Here is a 20,887-nt window from a genome sequence, read left to right as displayed (position 1 = left end):
CTAAAGTAAAAAATCGCTGACAAAATTAATGCTAAGACCGACGCTTATAATGCTTGCCAGATAATATCAGCGACTTGCTGGCTGGCGCGGCGATTGGCGAGCGCATGGCCTTTTTTGGCCATCGTCAAGCAGGTTTGTCGATCCAGTACAGCAAGCTCATCACTTAAACGCTTCGCTGTCAGCTCAGACTGCGGTAATAAAATCGCTGCCTCGTGTGATGTCAAGGTACGCGCATTCGCTGTTTGATGGTCATCAACGGCATGCGGTAGCGGCACAAAAATCGCAGCGATACCGACGTTTTGGATTTCGGTAACGGTCAATGCGCCTGCGCGGCAAACAATCATATCCGCCCAATTATAAGCCGCTGCCATGTCATCGATAAAGGGCTGTACGGTAAAGTGATGCGCACTTAAATTCTCGCTATCATAAGCCGTTTGCGTGGCTGCGTCGTTATTACGGCCACACTGATGACGCACTTCAAAAGGACGGTCTATTAATGCCAGCGCTTTTGGTACGATTTCGTTTAAAACTTGCGCACCAAGTGAGCCGCCTACGACCAACAACTTAAGTGGTGAGCTATCAGTGACATCATAACGCTCAGCCGGTTCGGCAACCCCCGTAATGGCGTTACGCACTGGATTGCCAACCGTTTCAAGCTTAGCATCAAGCTGACTATTCGCAAAGGTATTCTCAAATGCTTGTAATACTTTAGTGGCCATCTTAGCCAAATAACGATTACTCATACCAGCAATGGCATTTTGCTCGTGAATAATCAGCGGTGTTTTGGTCAGACGCGCCGCAATCCCACCGGGTGCAGTCACATAACCGCCAAAGCCAACGACAATATCAATCTGATTGTTGCGAATGACTTTGATGGCGGCCATGGTAGCTGAGAGTAAGGTAACCGGCAATTTTAGTAAGCGCCCTAGCCCTTTACCGCGCAGGCCCTGCATATCGATAGCATGAAACTGATACCCAGTCGGCGCAACCAAGCCATTCTCCATACCGTTTGGCGTCCCTAACCAATGGATAATAGCACCGCGCTCGGTTAGTGCTTCGGCCACGGCAAGCGCTGGAAATACGTGCCCACCTGTGCCAGCAGCCATCATCAATATATGCGGTGTTTTCATGAACGTCTGCCTATCTTTTCTTTATTTATATGAAGGGTTTGTCAGCCTGCAGTCATATCGATCGTTAGAGAATACTGACACTGTAAAAGCCCGCATAGTATAGAGGAAATCAATGTCTTATATACAGTAATTTCTGGTTTACCAATAACAAAAATCCAAGCCGTGAGCAATCGCGACTTGGCTTTGTTGATGACTTAGATTGAAGGGTAAAACGTCAATGCTTAACGGCGTTTTAAAATACGAGTTTTACCCAGTAATGAGATGCCTTTATAGCCACGTAGCTTCAGCGTATCGCCTTGTAATTCTGCTTTTCCAGAAAAGGTTCTGCCAGTCTCTGGCTCAATACCGCTACCATTGACATATTTATTAGGATCGTTAGCATCTGGCTCTAAATCCCACAGCACCGTCGCTCCCGTCAAAGGCTTGTTTTTGAATTTACCTTTACATTCATCACAGACTTTTTTATTTTTGGCACGAGGGTCCAAAATCTCAACAATTTTGGCCGAAAGCTTACCGTTGCTTTCAGAAAACCTTAACACCGCATCAGGCTTGCCACTATCGTTGTAAGTGGTCCACTTGGTATTGTTGAGTTGGTCTGCTGCACTGGCACTAAAACCCAATGCTAGGCCTGCGGTAAGTAAGAGTGATTTTGCAAATGTATTCATAGTACGTCCTTGTGTTATGAAAGAGTTGATACAGTGCTTGGTATCATCTTATAGCTCGATAATACTGTCCTATCATATAAAATTATGATAAATAATCAAGATATCTTAGCATAATTATTAGGTTTTTTATGAACATAAGTTTCTTTTCAATCACTCTTTTCTTACTACTAAAGCTTGATAACTTTACAGTTTAATAATTATAAAGGTTAATGACTATTTAGCTCAAATAACTGTTTATTTGAAATAGCTATTGAACTTAGACAGCCAATTTATTTTCAATCGCTACGATAAAGTCTGTACCAATATCGGTGCCACATTGGTCATCAATCTCACGTACGCAAGTTGGACTAGTGACGTTAATCTCCGTAATACGGCCACCGATTAAGTCTAAGCCGACGAACATTAGTCCTTTTTCTTTGACGATTGGCGCGACCACTTCTGCGACTTGACGCTCAACGTCAGTCAGCGGCATAGCCACACCGCTACCGCCGGCAGCCAGATTACCACGGGTCTCGCCTTTGGTAGGAATACGCGCCAAGCTATAATCGATTACCACGCCATCGACGATTAGCACGCGCTTATCGCCTTGTTTGATCTCTGGTAAATAACGCTGTGCCATAATTGGCAAGGTCTCAAGCTCAGTTAATATCTCCAGCGTCACTCCAATGTTTGGGCTATCAGCAGTCAAACGAAAAATACCAGTACCGCCCATACCATCTAACGGCTTGACGATAACGTCTTGCTGTTCAGCGATAAACTTGCGAATATGCGCTTGTTTACTGGTCACAATCGTTGGGCTCATATAGTCGCTAAACCAAGTTGCAAACAATTTCTCATTACAGTCGCGAATTGCTTGTGGGTCATTGACCACCAACACACCTGCCGATTTGGCATGATCGAGCATATAAGTCGCATAGATAAAGCGCATGTCAAACGGGGGATCTTTACGCATCAAAATCACGTCATAGTCGCTGACTGACACTGTCGCCTTGTCGCCTAGCGTATAAAAATCTTCAGGATTGCGTGCAACGGTTACTGGCTGCGCATCTATCATCAGCTGCCCACGATCCAACCATAGATCATGTATTTGGCAATAGCCCAGTGTGTGTCCTCGATCTTGTGCTGCCCACATCATCGCAAGGCTGGTGTCTTTTTTATAATTAACCCGCTCGATAGGATCCATAATGACGAGTATTTTTAGAGATTTTTTTTGCTTTTCTTGGCTCATGATAAGGCTCACTTACGTTATATTATTATTAGAATAGATTCAAACTTCAGTACCCAACTATACACCGTACTGCGCGCGGTAATGCTGCATTTTTGCCAGTTGCGTCGCATCTTTATACTGACCGCTTTGTACGTCATGGTCATCCGCTAAATAGCTGATTAAATCGTCGATATCGACGAGTGCACGTACTGGTACTTTTAGGGTCGCAGCAAGCTCTTGAATAGCAGAATGATCGCTTTGGCCTTTTTCTTTACGATCAAGGGCCACTATAATACCGGCCACACTAGCACCTGCTTGCTCTAAAATATCGACCACTTCGCGCATCGCTGTGCCCGCCGTAATCACATCGTCAAGTACCCAAACGGCTTTGCCACTGACATCAGCACCTACCAAATTACCCCCTTCACCGTGGGTTTTGGCTTCTTTACGGTTATAACCCCATTCGGCATTAATGCCATGATGCAGCCATAACGCTTGCGCGGTTGCAGCCACAAATGGAATGCCTTTATAGGCCGCACCAAAAATGACCAGCTCTTGCTGCTCTGCACCGTTATTGTTAGCTGCCATCTGTTCGGCCATTTGCTCAGCCAAGGCATCAGCATAACCACACGCGAGCAACGACAACATCTCACCTGACGCCAGCAAGCCTGCATTAAAAAAATACGGACTGATGCGACCAGACTTGAGCACGAACTCGCCAAATTTGAGAACTTGATTGTCTAAAGCCAGTTGGATAAATTGATGTGAGGAGAAAGAAGGGTGTTGCGCATTAGGCATTGAGGCATTAAGCATGGAAGCGTTCCTATTGACAAAAAGAAGAGCAAAAAATTGGCGTTATTGTACGCATTATTGGTCAGCTTGACCAACCATTGATGTCGTAATCCTGCATGTTAGGATAACGAGTCAATAGGCCACTGCGCGATGAACAATTAAAATAACACTGGCCATCATGGCTCACTTGTATATCCCAGCCTAAATGATAAGCGGCAACAATGATATGCCCAGCAAATATGCGCATCTGACGATAAGCATGGCGCTGGGCGGGCTCACAAACAATTTGGCTAAGCAGATAGCTGCGTACATGCTGACAGATTTGCGCAGCGCTATAGCTATGATTGATGCTTTTGCGCGTACTACATTGCTTTAGGGCATGAACGGCGACACTACACGCCATAATATCCGTCGCCAAACTGCCCTCGCCTGTCTCAAACTGCTGCGGCTGCAAAACCACTTGCCAATCATCGGCATAGAGGCTGCTGAGTAATTCATCAGGATTATAGTGTTTGGTCAATGCACGCAGCGACGCTGAAGTACTTTTGGTGCTCTTATTAATCTTGTTCGGATCGCTCTGTAGCGGACTATCCGCAAGCGTAAAACCGTAACGATGCAGTTTTGGATAAGCACGAAGTGCTTGCTGAATATCTGACATGTCCAACAAAGTCATATCGGTTAATGGCGATAATAATGGCTGCTCGCTATGATTGTGATAAAAGCTGTCGGGAAACTCAACAAGTTGGGCGGCATTGAGTAAGGACAAATGCTCAGTCAGCGCCTCTGAGGCAATAAGCGCCCACTTTGATAGTGTCGCCTCATTAGGCTGATAAAAGCGCGCAGAATTCCCATAAAGCCGTCGTAATTGACCATTTAAGCATCGAGCAGGTTCTGGAATATCACTTAACGGACGTGCAGGATCAAGGGGCGATTGACTGGGATCAAAATTGGGATGGACGATTGCAGGCTGCTGTGAATCAGCTAGCATGGATGATTGCTCAGCCTTTTTTTGCACATGGTTTTCTGCCAGCTTACCGCCTTCTGCTGCCAGATTAGCATGAGACAAACGGTCATCAGAAGTAGAAGGCTGGGTCATGAAGTCTCCATAAACTATAAAACATAAAAACAATTCTAATTAAATCAAACTATCATCTTACTCTTGATAACTCAAAATATCACGATAACCTGCTTGCCAGTCAGGATAATCCAGCCAAGCTAACGGAATGTTGCTATGCAAGCGCTTCCCCGTAACTGCTGTTTTTGAATGATCAATAGTAGGCGGTGTCTCACCTATCTGCTCGCTTAACCAAACGCCTAGCTCATGAGTGGTGACGGGCGCATAGTCAGTGGCGATATAAAGTGGCTTTGGTGCCTCAATGGTCAGGATGTTGATGATAATATTGACCAAATCACGATCCATAATACGATTACTCCAGTGCTGTGCGGCTACTGGCTCTTTTTGTTTCTCTTTGGCCTTGCGTAGGCGCATGAGACGCGCGCGACCATAAATACCGCTCGGACGAATGATAACGGCTTTATCGCCAAAGCCTTGTTGCAGCACTTGTTCTGCTTGCAAGATGACCTTTGATGCTTCGCGCTCAGGGCTGACAGGCACAGTATCTGCATCAATCCATTCGCCACTATCCTGACCATAAACACCCGTTGAGGAAATAAAAACAACGCGCGCAAGGTTGGTTAGCTTATCCGCAAACTCTGCTAAGTGTTGATTAATCGCCAAATAACTGTCGTGATAACCGCTGGTTGAATACTCATCAGGAGTGACGATAATTGCAATATGAGTAAATTCTTGCAGTTGGGCAGCGCTAAGCGTCAACGCATCAGCTTGCATAAACTTTGCATTACTATTCAAATCATAATGCTCGCGTTCATTGCGGGCAAGGCCTGTGACCGATGAGCCTTCCTCAGCAAGTTTATTGGTAACGGGCAAACCGATATCACCTTGTCCAATAATCAGTAAATTTTGCGTACTCATAATGCGTCCTTTCTTTAACAAAAGCCTTTTGGCACAAGTTTTTCATTACCAGTCTTTCACGCACCATCTAAAAATACTACTTATGAAGACAGCGGCTAGAAATAGTGGTTAGAAATAGCGTCTGTATGACAGCTGCACGTCGTCATTAGCATCGATGCGATCTTGCCATTCATAATTAGCATTAATACGTAATGCTTGTTTTTTATCGATATCGTATTGCAGACCTAACGTTGAGACCGGCTGCCAGTAGTGACCGCGAGCGTTAGAGTCATCACTGCTGCCATGATACCAATATGGCAATTGCAATTCAGCCTGCGCGCGTAACTGATTGTTAATCTGATAACGGCAACCAGCATTCACGCCTGCACCTACTCGAAAGCCTTTATTGATACCGCGCCCTGCTTGCCCCGTGCCTGATAGCAATGCGTAACATAGCTGCGGCGGCATCTCGCCAGTACCAGCGCTTGGCGTACCAAACGCCCACGACCAGCCCGTCTCATAGCCCACGCTCCCGACCAAATGATCGCTGCCAGCTTGCTGTGAGCCATCGTTTACTCGGGTTGCCTCGACACTGACACCCCAAGTTTTGCCTTGCTTAGCGCTATTTACTGGGTTAAATGAGCGGCCACGCAGCAGTGTAATGTTCTGCAAGACTACGCTGTCCGGCTGTTTATTGTTACTGTTGTCATCATTATCATAAAAGCGTAGCGTCGCTGCCAGCCCTTCTAAATTAAAAAACTGTGAAAACCCAGTGGTACGATCAAGGGTGTCATGAAAACCTGCACGCACACCCACATCGATATAGTTATTGTCACCGCGTTGTCCGACACCAATCTGTACCATTTGCAATGGATGTCTATCTATTGGGTTATTGTTCGAAGCGACGATAGGCAGGTTGCGTATGGTTTGACCATCTGCTGACATACTGGATGCTGGATTGCGCTCTGCAGATTTGATCTCTTGGGCTGCCTCTTTAGGCAATGGCTGATAACCTAGCTTAGCGGCGACCTTGGCTTGATTGAGCGCGGCTTGACGCACAGTATCATCAGCTGGCGTATAACTAGGGTTTGCCAGTAAGTCTTCTTCATTAAGCAGCTGAATGACGTCAGAAGGTACGACGGCATAAGGCAGTCGGCTTAATAAATGCTGCTGTGGGCGCACGACGTCGATAAGACGTAAAACCTCAGAGGCGCAATTATCGGTGGTGAAGTAATACGGTAACTCTAACCCTTTGGTCTCCCAAACATGCAACATGATTTGCTGCACCTCGCTTGGGGTCAAATTCAACTGATACGTCCACGCATCACGCTCATCGTCTTTGAGATACTTCGCCAGCTTTTCTGGATAAGGATCGATTTCGATGGCGTTATCATAGCCACCTGTCATAGATTTGAAAGCATAAATCAAAAAGCTGTCGTCTGGATCACCATCGACCGTATAATTCAACGCGTAGGCATGATGAATCTGACTGGGATCAGCCACACTGGCCTTTGAGTCAATACGCAATAAAGTATGGGCAAAGGCTGATATAGGATTGTCCAAATACTCTTCGGCAAACATAATAGACAGCTGCTCGGGCGCTAGTGTTTGCATCCACTCATTCAGCTCTGGACACTCAGCTTGCCAGTTTGTCTTATCAATATTTAGCGTATCAGTCAGCCATTGAACGCGCGCTGGGAAACGACAGAGCACCGAGTTATTAGCGGTATTATTTTTAATCGCTGTGTTTTTTTTAACGGTCGTGTTAGGCGTCGGTGCTAATTCTTCAGCAAGGGCGACCAGCAACGCATCAAGCTCTGCACCTGAGTCTTGTTGACCTTTTTCACTCAAAAAGAAGCTAGCATCCTCAACGAGACTTGTGTCTTTTTTCTTACCAATTAAGTTTTTTTGATCATCAAAGAAGTACAATAAACGTCGCCATGTCGTATGCTGGGCTAGGTTTTCTGTTTTTGCCTTCTCGCGCCACGATGCTAGCAGCTGCTCGGCAGTAATGTTGGTAATACTACTGACGTTATTATCGACACCGCTAGTAGTTTTATTGGTGCGTGGCTGATCAGTGACATCTTTATTTGAGGTGCTATTTGGCTTGATGTTATTATCTAGCTCAGCATCAGCTTTGTTATCCAACGCTAACGCGCCTGTGGTCACAAGCTCTGCTGGCGTTGGCAAAAATGCCTGCGCTTGTGCCGTCAGCAACAGACCTGCAACCATTAGTGGTAAACGCGCGCGCCTGCTCATCTTCGTTGGCGTATAATCTGTCGTCAACAGGTTAGAGTGCACCACAAGGTTTGAATATATAGACATGAGTAATATCTCGCACTGTAAGAGCCATACGCTTATCGCGTTATTGGGTCTATCTAATCGTCAAAAGAAGGTTATGATTAGCTGTTTTTTAAAAAATTTCGCTATTAATTAATAAAAAATTGGTAATCACGAGTATTTGCTACGCACTTATTAACCCCATAATAAAAGAGAGCACTTATGTCCATGACACCGCCAATGACTATCAAAGACGGGCGCTTATCCTCAGCCACTTGGCTTATGTCGCCGAACTATAATAAACGACCCGACAACCTGACTATTGACACCATTATCATTCACAATATTAGCCTACCACCGAATGAGTTTGGCGTCTGCGGCAGTGATGGTGTTCATTATGTAAAAGCATTATTTACCAATCAATTAGACTGGGATGCGCATCCTTATTTTCAAACCATTCAGGGCGCAGAGGTCTCAGCACATCTATTTATAGAACGTGATGGTGCTATCACACAGTTTGTAAACTTTGCCGAGCGCGCATGGCATGCAGGCAGATCCAGCTATCTTGGCCGTCCTGAATGTAATGATTATAGCATTGGCATCGAACTGGAAGGGTCAGATTTTGTGTCCTTTACCTCTGTGCAATATGACACACTTGCAGCCGTTATCGCTGCACTATATGACGCCTACCCCAAAACCCGCCGACACTTAACTGGTCATAGCGATATCGCACCGGGTCGAAAGACAGATCCTGGCGATTATTTTGACTGGGCGAAGTTGCGCGGGCTGGTAGCGCGAAAGCTGAACGACTAACCTATGACAATTAGCAAGATAGCGATTACTCATAATAACAGCAGCATTCAATTCCACATTCAATTCATTTATCTATGCTATAGATATGCCATGAAAATGCTATAATCCGTCAGTTTTTTGACAACAGTAAATCAGCAAACAACCATCCCTAAACAAACTAGCAGAATAGGTTCTCATGGCAAAAAGTCGGTTATTTCGCTCAACCATGGTGGTCAGTAGCATGACCATGCTGTCGCGTATTTTGGGTTTGGTACGCGATATTGTGTTATTAGGTGTCTTTGGCGCAGGTGGCCTGATGGATGCTTTTTTAGTCGCCTTTAAGATACCAAACTTTTTGCGGCGTCTGTTTGCTGAAGGCGCGTTTAGCCAAGCTTTCGTGCCAGTACTGTCCGAATACAAAGAAAAATATAGCTTACAACAGGTACAGATATTAGTCAGTCGTACCTCAGGGGCGCTGTTGTTGATTCTATCCATGCTCACCGTGGTCGTCATTTTGATGGCGCCGTGGGTAGTGACTTTATTTGCTCCTGGATTTGCTGATCAACCTGGTAAATTTGCCATCACCGCCGAGCTGCTGCGTCTTACCTTTCCCTATTTATTATTTATTTCTATGACCGCTTTTGCTAGCGGTATTCTGCAAAGCTACGGGCGTTTTGCTGCGCCCGCTTTTGCACCGGTGTTACTAAACTTGTGTATGATTGGCGGCGCATTAATTTTTGCCCCTATGTTCGATACACCGATTATGGCGCTTGGTTATGCCGTTGCAATCGCTGGTTTACTACAGCTCTTATTACAACTACCGCAGCTTTGGCAACAAAAGCTGCTGGTCGCACCCAAGGTCGACTTTCAGCACGAAGGCGTAAGACGTATTTTGAAGCTTATGCTACCTGCCATTTTTGGCGTCTCTGTCACTCAGATTAATCTGCTCCTCAATACCATTTTTGCCTCATTAATGATTGGCGGATCGGTTTCTTGGCTCTACGCGGCAGAACGTATGAGCGAGTTGCCGTTAGGACTGATTGGCGTAGCGATTGGTACAGTCATTTTGCCAAGCTTATCAAAGAGTGAGGCGCAAAAAGACGACGTTAGCTTTAAAAAGACCATCGATTGGGCAGCACGACTGATTATTTTAGTCGGTGTGCCAGCCTCAGCCGCCCTATTTATACTGGCTGATGTGCTGATGCAAGCGCTGTTTTTGCGTGGTGAATTTACCTTGCGTGATGCGCAAATGAGTTCGCTGGCGTTACGCAGTATGGCCGGTGGGATTTTAGGCTTTATGCTCATTAAAATATTTGCGCCCGCATTTTTTGCCCGTCAAGACACTAGAACGCCAGTAAAAATCGGTATCATATCGGTCTTTGCCAATATGGTTTTTAGTGTGATTTTTATCGGGATATTCTACTTTTTAGAGATACCTCTGCATGGTGGTCTTGCCCTTGCGACCACAGGAGCGGCCTTCGTAAACGCGGGCTTATTATATTATTTCTTACATAAGCGCGATATTTTCCGTTTTGGCAACCATTGGAAAAAGCTGTTTGCCCAGTTTGCAATCTCTACCGCCTCTATGGTTGCCATCCTTTATATCATGTTGCCCTACTTCCCAGCCGACGAGGCTCAGTGGCGACGTATCGCGGCTCTGCTCATTATGTGTGCAGTAGGTGCTTTGGTTTATGGGGTGGTATTACTAGCAACAGGCTTCCGTCCACGTCAGCTAAAGCATGGCTAATTTATCTGTGAATGTTGAATAAATGACTTACTAAACCAAAACAAGCTTAATATGAGAATTGACAGTGAATGCCGCTGATAGTTGCCATAATTGTTTATTGATAAATAAATAAAATCTGAGGGTTACTATGACAATCAAGCATTCGATGCTGCAACGCTTACCAATGCTAATAACCGCTGGTGTATTGAGCACTGGATTGCTCATCAGTGGTTGTAGCAACAACGATAATGTAGAAACAGATGGCGCAAACACAGCAAGCGATACAGCCGCCATCGCTGACAACCCTGAAATCGATGCAGCCAATCAAACGGCAGGCGTTGATACGAAGAGCACGGTTGCAGGCGAGCAAATGACTGATAGCGCTGAAGACGAAACAGCTATTGATAGTGACAATATTAACCCTGTGATAAGCGCAGATAAAGAAAACGCCAAGCAGCCAAGCTTAGTCACTAACCCGACTCAATCTGGTACGCCAGAAGACACGGTTAAGCAAGCATTAGATAGCTTATATCAAGGTGACGTGAAAAAATCAGCCGGATACTATAAAGTAGACATGGCAAACTTTGAAGCAGAGCTTGCTAAGACGCAATCTGCTTTTCAGCAAACCGTCGATGGCGTTACTATCCTTAATACGAAATATAATGATGACAAAACCCGTGCCACCATCACTGGTGAGCTGATGCTAAAAGGCCAGAGTGAGCCTGCACCCTTGACTTATGAATTGCAGAAAATAGCGGGGCAATGGAAAATCTTGGGTTAAGCCGCCACCCTGTCTTCTTCCATGAGCAATTTAGAAAAAGCCACTTTCTTAAAGTGGCTTTTTTGGCAACACTATATCTTAATCTCACAGCATCTCATCTGCTGTCACTGCTTTACCCAGCATTACGACATCAGCGATAAACCCTTCCATATCGCAGACTTTTGGCATGTAGCCCCACTGCTCAAAGCCAAACTTACGGAACAGTCCTAAACTTGGCTGATTATGGGCGAATACGAGCGCGACGATATTGTTAATACCGAGGCTTGGCGCTTGTGTCATCATCCAGCGCATCAGTGAGCTACCCAAGCCCTGCCCATGATAATCCTGATGCAGATAAATACTAATCTCACTGCTGATATGATAGGCCATACGTGCGTACAGATCACTATAGCTGCCCCACGCCACTATCGGCGCTGACGCTGTTTGCTCTGCGCTTTCAGTAGCCATCGCCCTCACGACATAAATAGGTCGGGTGGCACTATTTAAATGCTCATCAAACCAAGCCGCGCGCTCTTCACAAGTCACGTTTGTCAGATTGGCCGTTGCTTGTTTGCCAGCGATACTTTGATTATAAATAGCCAAAATCTCTGATAAATCGTTCTGACTTGCACGCTCGACAACGAACGGATCGTTTAGTTTATATTTTGATGAAATAGGCGGTATAGTAGTCAAGGCAACGTCAGTCATAATATCTCCATCGTTAATGGCGTGGTTGGTAATAGCTGCTGATAAGTGATAACCATTAAGTGTCGTCCATCTGCAATAATATTATTAAATGAAATATCTATTTAATTGGTATAGCAGTGATAAATAATGACACTTATTACCCTTACTTCGATTATGGACAGACTATAGGATGTTAGTAGGGCTATTTTACTTTATAATGGCTGCTTTTAGACACATCGATTTTTAGTATAGGTGTGTTTTTTCGTTTTTTATCTGGTCTTATCATAGCTGAAAACTTATGAATACCTACTTTCTTGAGCAACTGATTGCATCGCCGAGCGCTTTGCCTGCCAATACTAGCCCGATAGACCTAGCACCTTGTGTATTGACTATCGGTAATTTTGATGGCGTCCATCTAGGTCATCAAGCGATGCTGGCCCAAGTTCGGGAGATTGCCCAAGCGCAAAACTTTGGCTCTGCCGTCATGATATTTGAGCCACAGCCTCGTGAGTTTTTTGCGCCTGACACTGCCCCTGCACGCCTGACCAATTTGGCAGAAAAACAAGCATTGCTCGCCGAATATGGTGTTGAAACTTTGATTGTAGCAGGCTTTGATGCTGATTTTCGATCGCTATCGGCCAAGGCCTTTGCGGATATTTTGGCACTGCGCTTAAACGTCAAATCCTTGGTGTTGGGTGATGACTTTAAATTTGGTCATGACCGTACTGGCGACAGTCAGTTTTTGCGGGATTATGGCTTAGATGTGACCAACCTACATACGGTTACTGATCGTAGTGAAAAAGCGGCACGTATTAGCTCCACTCGCGTTCGCGACTTATTATTGGCTGGCGACCTTGACGCTGCTAATGCGCTACTTGGTCGCGATTATGCCATGACAGGATTGGTAGTCGGCGGTGATAAAATCGGTCGCACTATGGACTTCCCTACGGCGAATATTGACTTAAAACGCTTAAAGCCAGCCTTACATGGTATATTTGCCGTCGATGTGGTGAGTCTAGATGATGATGGCGAAGTCATCACCAATGGTTTGACTACACAAGCAACTGATGGAAAAATAGGCGTGGCAGGCTTGCGTCCGCATAGCTTATTTGGCACCGCCAGCATTGGTATCAGACCTTCTATTGATAAAGAGCATAACTGGCGTTTGGAAGTGCACTTTCCAGAGTTGCAAGCGGATTTGTATGACCTAACTCTACAGGTACGCTTTTTACATTACCTACATGGTGAACGTCATTATGATGGCTTAGAGGCGCTAAAAGTCGGTATCCATAACGATGTAAAAGCGTTACTCGAATGGCGAGCCAAGCAGCCTAGTTAGCATCTTAACTAAAATTATTATAATTGAGATATAGAACAGCAAAAACCCACAATTTTAAATTTATAGAATTGTGGGTTTTTTAATCGACTTATTATTTGTTTTTAAACTTATAGTCAAAATATCCTAAAAACGCGACGGTATTGCTGATTTTATGCGTCTGGATGCATCCGCACATTTAGCTCATCAATAGTCTCAACCCATGCAGCATCTTGCGTCCACTCTTCTTGTAAAAACATCCGTTGACTGTCATTCCAGACATCAGATTTTATCAACTCTTCGTTTTTAGTCAGTTGATGCTTTTCAATAAAACTACTAATCGCTTCGTCAGAGCTATCTAGTCCTAATTGGGCGAATAACTCATTCATACTATATTCAGGTTCACCTAGCATACTTTTTCTCCTTAAATACTACCAGTTTAATTGTCTTTATTATTTAGAATACACCACTTCATTGTAGCAAGCTTGATACTAATAGCTGTTAATCAACGTTTAGCTAACGTTAGCAATTGTATTGATGGTTACTCAAGACATAAAAAAGCCCTCTAATGACAGAAGGCTTCTCTCTATACTACTTTTAATATTACTGTATCAATAGATTATCTGCTTATGGTAGCAAATGTGATACTGCATCACGCTCTTCGCTAAGCTCTTGTTCAGTGGCTGCCATCTTCTCTTTTGAGAAATCCGATGACACGTCAACGCCGTCTACGATAGACCAGTCGCCGTTAGCACAGGTCACTGGGAATGAGTAGATCAAGCCTTCAGCAATACCGTATTCGCCGTTTGAGTAAACGCCCATAGAGACCCAATCATTCTCATCGCTACCTAGCGCCCATGTACGTACATGGGCAATGGCTGCGTTGGCCGCAGAAGCAGCAGATGATGCACCGCGAGCTTTAATGATTGCAGCGCCGCGTTGTTGTACTTCTGGGATATAAGTACCTTCGTACCACTCACGATCGACTAAATCTAGTGCTGGCTTGCCGTTTACAGTTGCAGCCGTTAGATCTGGATACTGAGTTGATGAATGGTTACCCCAAATGATCATTTTTTTCACGTCATTAACGGTGCTGTCCGTTTTGCCAGCCAACTGTGCCATCGCACGGTTATGATCTAGGCGAGTCATAGCCGTAAAATTACGTGGATCTAAATCTGGTGCATTACGCTGAGCGATAAGCGCATTGGTGTTCGCAGGGTTGCCGACGACCAATACTTTTACATCACGGCTAGCAACGTCGTTCAGTGCTTTACCTTGCGCTGAGAAAATCGCAGCATTGGCTTCTAGCAAATCTTTACGTTCCATACCTGGGCCACGCGGACGTGAACCGACTAGCAGAGCATAGTCAACATCTTTGAATGCAACGGTCGCATCATCAGTTTGAACGATACCGGCCAATAATGGAAATGCACAGTCTTCTAATTCCATGACCACACCCTTTAGGGCGTCAAGTGCTGGGGCGATTTCAAGCAATTGCAAAATAACTGGCTGATCTTTACCTAGCATCTCACCAGAGGCAATACGAAATAACATAGCATAGCTGATATTACCAGCGGCACCAGTGACGGCAACACGTAAAGGCTGTTTCATTGACATTGAATACTCCCTAATTATAGATTAGATAATTCACGATTCTAATGAATAGTTCTGATTAATGATTCTAATGGATGGTTCTGATTGATGAATATCGTTTGAGATAGCGATCTGCTCACTGTATATAGCAGTCATAAACCGATAGCTAGTGTAGCACCTCAGCCTATTAATCGTCTAGAGAAAGCAAGAAGGCTATGCACGACTATATTGTTACATTTTATACGGGTAGCAAGACAAAGCTGATAACAAAGCCTTTGGTATAAAGGTTTAAGAATAAAGAGAAGGGGATAAAAAAAACAGTGTTAGCAACAATAATTTAAGAGCAATCCTGTTTGTAAATTAACACATATCAATCAATTAGCCGTCGCAAAGGACGTTACTTACCACCTGAAATAATGAACTTTTTGCCGCAATTGTCTACTACCTCATTACAGCTACCAAATTCGCTACCTTCATAGCAAACGTGGACATCGGTCAATATTGTCTGACGTCGACTGCCCGCTTGGCAAATTAAGTCGATGCTAGAAGCTGGCATACCACTATTAAGGCGGGTCATCTGCCCAATAAAACGTGATTTTGAGACAGTATAACTGTTGCCCGTATTCAGCTCGTTAGGCAGTTTTAGAGCGCTGGCATAGTTGGTGATTTGGCGAAAATAATTGCTGGCACTCAATGGACTACAGGCACCATAATGTTGCCATACTTGGCTACGTACCGTGGTGTCTGGCATGATGCGATTGACAACTTTTAGCTGCAATGGGGTCAGACGTGGCTCGGCACCACGCCCGCAGCGCTCGCCATAACCCATATCCAGACCTGATACGGTTAACGAATAACCCTCTAAACATTGACGCATACGCGCTCGTGTTGGCTGCAAGCTACACAGTGCCGGTGTCATCTCAATCATCAGTACCCGCTGCCCGCTTTTAACAGCGCTGGCCGCATGAGCTGGCATCAGCATCGCGCTTTGTAGCACTAGCAAGGCAGCACCGCTCATCGCCGTATACCCTTTATCCTTACACTTTCTACTTATCGCAGGCTTTTTGCTTACTGCATCGTCGTTCAACAATGCAGATGACTTAATCGGCGTTGATGTCGACAGCACATCCACCCGCGTCTGATCCGGTAACTGACGATTAGTTTGCGATAATCTAGCGTGCACTGACATAGTCAGATTGAAATATTTTTTGATCATAAGGGATTAAGGCATCTAGCAATGATAAAAGAGTGGGTAAGCTTGGATAAAAGTAATCAAAGTAGCAATATTCATCAAACCAAGCTAAAAATAAACCAACAAAAAATACGGACACTAACTAAAGCAATGGTAGCAAAATGCTTTTTTTAATCTATAGCAGAAACGTAAACATCACTTAAGTGTCGCTTAAACATAAGAACTAGCATGAAAACTGCTTAGAAGACAAACAACTATGGGGAATGAAAAGTAATATCGAACCATCACGCACTGCTGATATCAATTTTTCTTGCTTGCTGTGCCTGCGCAGACGGAGGCGACAAAAAATTGATATCAGCAATAGCGTCGCGTTTTTAGGATGTTTTGACTATGCCTTGCAGAAGAACAACTGATTGGTGCAAATACAATTTGTATTTAAAAATAAATCGGTAAAAAAAAGAAACCATTAACAGTTTATCGTTAATGGTTTCTTTTTTGCTAAGTGAGCACTTTAGAATGCAGCAGGAATCGTTCCCATGCGTTGACTAATAGGCTGACTACGACCCAATAAGCTACTATAAATCGTGGCGTTTTCCATGACATGCTTCACATAATTGCGCGTTTCCGGAAAAGCAATTGACTCAACGTATTGGTCAGCATCGAGCGAACCATAAACTGGCTGCCAGCGCTTGGCATTATTAGGACCTGCATTATAGCCGGCTGTTGCCAGTACTGGCTGATAGTTTAATTTGCCCAAGATATCACCCATATACCAAGTCCCATAACGGATATTGGTATCGCCACTGTTAGCGCGACTGGCACTATAAGTCTCACCTAAATTACGGGCGATATATTTTGCTGTATCAGGCATGACTTGCATCAACCCACTGGCACCAACACCTGAGCGCGCTGAGGCTACAAATCGACTCTCTTGACGCATGATGCCATAAGCCCATGCCGGATCAATCCCCGCTGATTGGCTGTAGCGAACGACGGCATCTTGGTGCGGCATCGGATGCGATAAAGCCAAGCTGTCGACTCTGTCAGTATTGTCCACAGCATAAATTGCTCGATCGAGCCAGCCCATGTCATGTGCCAAGCTCGCCGCAGCGATAATCAAATTATCATCACGATTGTCACGTGCTTGCTTGACAGCCCAATTCCATTCACGATTGGCATAGGCACGACTGGCATCAGCATTGTATAAAGCAAACGCCCGAGCGAAGTTAGCGTTTTGCATGACGCGTGCACGATCGGCAGTACTGACATTTGGCAAGTTGCTACCACCCAAACGACTGGCATCAAAACGTTGACCGGCTTTGTCTTTTGCCATTAAGCCGTAGTAATCATTACTTTTTGCCAAATTCTGATACATCTTCTTAGCGGTATTGCGCTTGTTAGCATCGCTTGATTGCTCATAAGCACGTGCCAACCAATATTGCCATTGATTGCCTTTTTGCGTTTCACTGTCCATGTGAGCGATGGCCTCGACCACATCATCCCAACGCCCAAAGCGAATGGCCGCCATGGCGTAGTCTTCGGCTTCTTCAAAGTTAAAGTCATCGTCTAAGCTACTACGGAACCAATCAACCGCCTCAGCATTAAAGCCATCATCGGTATTATGGTTCATACGTTGCACCCCAAGGGTACGATACGCATAGCGACGCGTCTCATCATTTAACAATCTCGCTGAACGCTGATTGTCTTGCTTGATATCAAAATCTAACTGCAACGCGGCTTCACGATAAGATTTATCTGCTAGGCGGCCCATCGCATATAAGTACAAGTATTGATTGGTTTGACTGTTTGGCTCACGGGTAAAACGGGTAAAAAATGAAGACGGGCTCAGCTGAATCTCACTGAGTGCAGAATAAGGAATAGGCGTGCCCAAACGTGACGACAATGCCATGATATCGCCCGTTTTACCCTTACGTAGCATGCGCTTCAGGCGTGCCGCTCGATCTTGATTGCTAATCATAGGGTTGTTGTTCATCTCCATCGCCAGCTGATCACACAAGGCGGGTTGCTTTTTGGTCGTCAGCCAAACATCCGGCTTGGCTGCCATGGCGCGCATGGTATCGCCACCATTATTAAACCCAAGCGCAACGGCGCACTTCTCACTGGCATCGGCATTGGTGATCAAATTTGCCACTTGGCGTACTGAGGCATAATCATTAGATCCTGCTTTGGTTTCCGCAAAATCAGCCACGAGCTTTTCGGCCATGACCGTATCTGGATATTGACGCACAAACTGCGACACTGCTGCCGAGCTTTGGGAATTTAGATCTAAATTCATCCGCCAGTAAGTCGGATACATCGCAAACAAACCGCCACTCATCATTTGCTCATAATTATAGAGCGCACTGACATCACCACGATCGGCGGCGATGGCTGCTGCCGTGAATGAGTCAATACTGCTGTCTTGCTGATAAGTGCCGTAAGATACTGGCTCAGCACACGCCACCTGAGACAAACCTAAGGCGCCCATTGCCGTGGCGACACTCAGCGCTCCAATGCGCAGCGATCTGGTATTCATAGGACTGGCTTGCTCGCTAGTCTTGGCTGTGGGTATGGCATTGACGTCATAACTGTCGCTATGGTTACGTTTGGCAGCGCGGCGCTTTGTCATACTTACTCTCTTTATCATCGTAGTGGTATTTAATCGTTGGCTTGTCGGTGCTTATCTTTGTTGAGGAAATGTTTTATCAAGAATAATGTTTTGTCGAGGACACTCTTAGAATAGGCTCATCATACTATAGTTGTTTAACTTTCAACCAGCATCCTTACCATTTGTTAATAATTAGGACAGCAGCACGAAACATAAAAGTGATAGAAGCATAAAAATGATAATAGTATGGCTAACTCGTAGAGATAAACAATAAAATTTTCCATAATAAGACAAATTAGCTGCGCCTTACCAATATCCACTACTTACGGTAGTAATATTGATCCGCCTTAGCACTAATTTATGCATGCCTACCTTTAGCATCAACAACAGTACAAGCTAAATACTTTATGAAAGGTTAGCGATTTTCAATCTCTGCTCTATTATTGATAAGCAATTGATACTATTATGAATAATTTATCCTGATTATAATCGAAAGCACACGCTTACTTTTCACATTGGCACAGGGTTGTGATAAAATACGCCACCTGTTAATCGCTTACCCCGCTACATTTTAGTCAATCATGGACTTATCCTTATGAGTGTTACTGTATTTAATCCCCGCATTAATGACGCTGCCGTTGCTGAGACGACTGTCACCGCGCCTGCTGTCACTGCACTCAACGAGCCAAGTTCAGCCCAAACGCCTGTCAATAAAGCGCCGACTAAAAAGGTGTTTGTCACCACGCAGGGCTGTCAGATGAATGTCTATGACTCTGGCAAAATGCTCGACGTGCTGGGTGATTCACACGGTATGGAAGTGACGCACGATATCGACGAAGCCGATGTGCTGCTAATGAACACCTGCTCCATTCGTGAAAAAGCGCAAGAAAAAGTCTTTTCAGAATTAGGTCGCTGGCGCAAGTTAAAAGAAAAACGTCCTGACCTCGTGATCGGTGTCGGCGGCTGTGTGGCCTCGCAAGAAGGCGATAACATTCAAAAGCGCGCACCTTATGTCGATATGGTTTTTGGCCCACAAACCTTGCATCGTTTGCCTGAACTCTATGATCAATCAAACGAGCAACGTGAAATTGCGCCTAAGAATCGTATCGGTACGGTAGATGTATCCTTCCCTAGTATCGAGAAGTTTGACTTTTTACCTGAGCCGCGCGTTGAAGGCTATAAGGCCTTTGTATCCATTATGGAAGGCTGCTCAAAGTATTGTTCATTCTGCGTTGTTCCTTATACGCGCGGTGAAGAGTTATCGCGTCCACTGGATGATGTATTAGCAGAGATTGACAGCTTAGCTGAGCAAGGCGTGCGTGAAATCAATCTATTGGGTCAAAACGTCAACGGCTATCGCGGCCAAAAAGATGATGGCAGTATTTGCCGTTTCGCAGAACTACTGCATTATGTCTCGCACGTCGATGGTGTCGAGCGCATTCGCTATACCACCAGTCATCCATTAGAATTTACCGACGATATCATTGATGCTTATGCCAAATTACCAGAGCTGGTATCGCACTTGCATCTACCGGTTCAAAGTGGCTCAAACGCTATCTTGGCGGCGATGAAACGTAACCATACTATTGACGTTTATATCAATCAAATCAATAAGCTTAAAGCCATTCGTCCTGATATCCATTTGTCGAGTGACTTTATTATTGGTTTCCCCGGTGAGACTGAGCAAGACTTCCAAGATACGTTGAACTTAGCAAAAGAGTTAAATTTCGATCACTCTTACAGCTTTATCTATTCGAAACGTCCGGGTACGCCAGCAGCAGAATTACCCGATGATGTGAGCTTCAAGACTAAAAAAGAGCGCTTGGCTGAATTCCAAAAAGTCATCATCGACTCAACGCTCGCCAAAACCCATGAAATGGTTGGCACTACCACTCGTGTATTGGTTGAGCAAGTCGCCAATCGTCATCCTGATTGCTTAATCGGTACGGCGGATAATACACGTACGGTCATGTTCCCTTATAACGTTGATACAATGGATGAAATGTTGGGTAAAATCGTGAGCGTACGTATTACTGACTTTGTGAGTCCGCATATGGTGAAAGGTGAGCTAGTCGAGGTATTGGCTTAAATTTTTAGAAAAATTGAATGAATGAAAAAGCCGTTCGCTATTATAGCGAACGGCTTTTTTGTGAGTAAGTACAAGGCTT

17 protein-coding genes are annotated in these 20,887 nt (G+C 44.9%); 5 read left to right on the top strand and 12 right to left on the bottom strand.

Annotated features, from left to right (window positions below; genetic code table 11):
* Positions 1–44: 44 nt before the first annotated feature.
* From murG to HQR03_RS00865, 7 genes are all read right to left on the bottom strand, one after another.
* Positions 45–1,130 (bottom strand): undecaprenyldiphospho-muramoylpentapeptide beta-N-acetylglucosaminyltransferase, encoded by a 1,086-nt coding sequence (gene murG / locus HQR03_RS00895; protein WP_173238824.1) that lies wholly within the window; start codon positions 1,128–1,130, stop codon positions 45–47.
* A 221-nt stretch (positions 1,131–1,351) separates the two neighbouring features.
* Entirely contained in the window at positions 1,352–1,795 is a 444-nt protein-coding gene (locus HQR03_RS00890) for a DUF2147 domain-containing protein (RefSeq protein ID WP_025652408.1), read from the bottom strand.
* Between the two features lie 256 nt (positions 1,796–2,051).
* Positions 2,052–3,023: a glutathione synthase gene (gshB, locus tag HQR03_RS00885; protein WP_173238823.1), complete on the bottom strand. Its 972-nt coding sequence runs from the start codon at positions 3,021–3,023 to the stop codon at positions 2,052–2,054.
* Between the two features lie 57 nt (positions 3,024–3,080).
* Positions 3,081–3,815, bottom strand: coding sequence for an orotate phosphoribosyltransferase (gene pyrE, locus HQR03_RS00880; RefSeq protein WP_472853193.1), 735 nt, complete (start codon positions 3,813–3,815; stop codon positions 3,081–3,083).
* Between the two features lie 61 nt (positions 3,816–3,876).
* Positions 3,877–4,890 carry a hypothetical protein gene (locus tag HQR03_RS00875; RefSeq protein WP_173238822.1) on the bottom strand — a complete coding sequence of 338 codons (1,014 nt, stop codon included), beginning with the start codon at positions 4,888–4,890 and terminating at the stop codon, positions 3,877–3,879.
* Positions 4,891–4,947: 57 nt separating this feature from the next.
* Positions 4,948–5,787 carry an SDR family oxidoreductase gene (locus HQR03_RS00870; protein WP_173238821.1) on the bottom strand — a complete coding sequence of 280 codons (840 nt, stop codon included), beginning with the start codon at positions 5,785–5,787 and terminating at the stop codon, positions 4,948–4,950.
* A 108-nt stretch (positions 5,788–5,895) separates the two neighbouring features.
* Positions 5,896–8,091: an Lnb N-terminal periplasmic domain-containing protein gene (locus HQR03_RS00865; protein WP_173238820.1), complete on the bottom strand. Its 2,196-nt coding sequence runs from the start codon at positions 8,089–8,091 to the stop codon at positions 5,896–5,898.
* Between the two features lie 177 nt (positions 8,092–8,268).
* Here HQR03_RS00865 and ampD point away from each other — a divergent pair, with 177 nt between their 5' ends.
* The 3 genes from ampD to HQR03_RS00850 all read left to right on the top strand — a co-directional run bounded on the left by ampD (position 8,269) and on the right by HQR03_RS00850 (position 11,345).
* Positions 8,269–8,859, top strand: coding sequence for a 1,6-anhydro-N-acetylmuramyl-L-alanine amidase AmpD (gene ampD / locus HQR03_RS00860; RefSeq protein ID WP_173238819.1), 591 nt, complete (start codon positions 8,269–8,271; stop codon positions 8,857–8,859).
* A 175-nt stretch (positions 8,860–9,034) separates the two neighbouring features.
* Positions 9,035–10,585, top strand: coding sequence for a murein biosynthesis integral membrane protein MurJ (murJ, locus tag HQR03_RS00855; protein WP_025652401.1), 1,551 nt, complete (start codon positions 9,035–9,037; stop codon positions 10,583–10,585).
* Positions 10,586–10,712: 127 nt separating this feature from the next.
* A complete protein-coding gene (locus HQR03_RS00850) occupies positions 10,713–11,345 on the top strand; it encodes a hypothetical protein (protein ID WP_173238818.1) in 633 nt (210 codons plus the stop codon).
* Between the two features lie 84 nt (positions 11,346–11,429).
* On the opposite strand, the gene HQR03_RS00845 is transcribed toward HQR03_RS00850, so the two are convergent.
* Entirely contained in the window at positions 11,430–12,032 is a 603-nt protein-coding gene (locus HQR03_RS00845; RefSeq protein ID WP_173238817.1) for a GNAT family N-acetyltransferase, read from the bottom strand.
* Between the two features lie 277 nt (positions 12,033–12,309).
* Here HQR03_RS00845 and ribF point away from each other — a divergent pair, with 277 nt between their 5' ends.
* Complete coding sequence (gene ribF, locus HQR03_RS00840; RefSeq protein WP_173238816.1) at positions 12,310–13,350, top strand: riboflavin biosynthesis protein RibF; 1,041 nt, start codon at positions 12,310–12,312, stop codon at positions 13,348–13,350.
* A gap of 149 nt (positions 13,351–13,499) precedes the next feature.
* Here the strand turns inward: ribF and HQR03_RS00835 are convergent, their stop codons facing one another.
* The 4 genes from HQR03_RS00835 to HQR03_RS00820 all read right to left on the bottom strand — a co-directional run bounded on the left by HQR03_RS00835 (position 13,500) and on the right by HQR03_RS00820 (position 18,647).
* The gene (locus HQR03_RS00835) at positions 13,500–13,739 is read right to left on the bottom strand and encodes a DUF2789 family protein (RefSeq protein WP_101212337.1); all 240 of its coding nucleotides are present in this window, start codon (positions 13,737–13,739) and stop codon (positions 13,500–13,502) included.
* Positions 13,740–13,953: 214 nt separating this feature from the next.
* The gene (locus tag HQR03_RS00830) at positions 13,954–14,943 is read right to left on the bottom strand and encodes a malate dehydrogenase (RefSeq protein WP_173238815.1); all 990 of its coding nucleotides are present in this window, start codon (positions 14,941–14,943) and stop codon (positions 13,954–13,956) included.
* A gap of 373 nt (positions 14,944–15,316) precedes the next feature.
* Complete coding sequence (locus HQR03_RS00825; protein ID WP_244951946.1) at positions 15,317–16,108, bottom strand: T2 family ribonuclease; 792 nt, start codon at positions 16,106–16,108, stop codon at positions 15,317–15,319.
* 514 nt (positions 16,109–16,622) lie between these two features.
* A complete protein-coding gene (locus HQR03_RS00820; RefSeq protein ID WP_244951953.1) occupies positions 16,623–18,647 on the bottom strand; it encodes a lytic transglycosylase domain-containing protein in 2,025 nt (674 codons plus the stop codon).
* 667 nt (positions 18,648–19,314) lie between these two features.
* Here HQR03_RS00820 and miaB point away from each other — a divergent pair.
* Positions 19,315–20,808: a tRNA (N6-isopentenyl adenosine(37)-C2)-methylthiotransferase MiaB gene (gene miaB, locus HQR03_RS00815; protein WP_173238814.1), complete on the top strand. Its 1,494-nt coding sequence runs from the start codon at positions 19,315–19,317 to the stop codon at positions 20,806–20,808.
* Positions 20,809–20,887 lie beyond the last annotated feature (79 nt).

Origin of the sequence: Psychrobacter okhotskensis, assembly GCF_013248965.1 — a bacterium.
In the GTDB taxonomy this organism is placed as follows: Bacteria; Pseudomonadota; Gammaproteobacteria; order Pseudomonadales; family Moraxellaceae; genus Psychrobacter; species Psychrobacter okhotskensis.
This window is presented reverse-complemented; position numbering and strand designations above follow the sequence as displayed.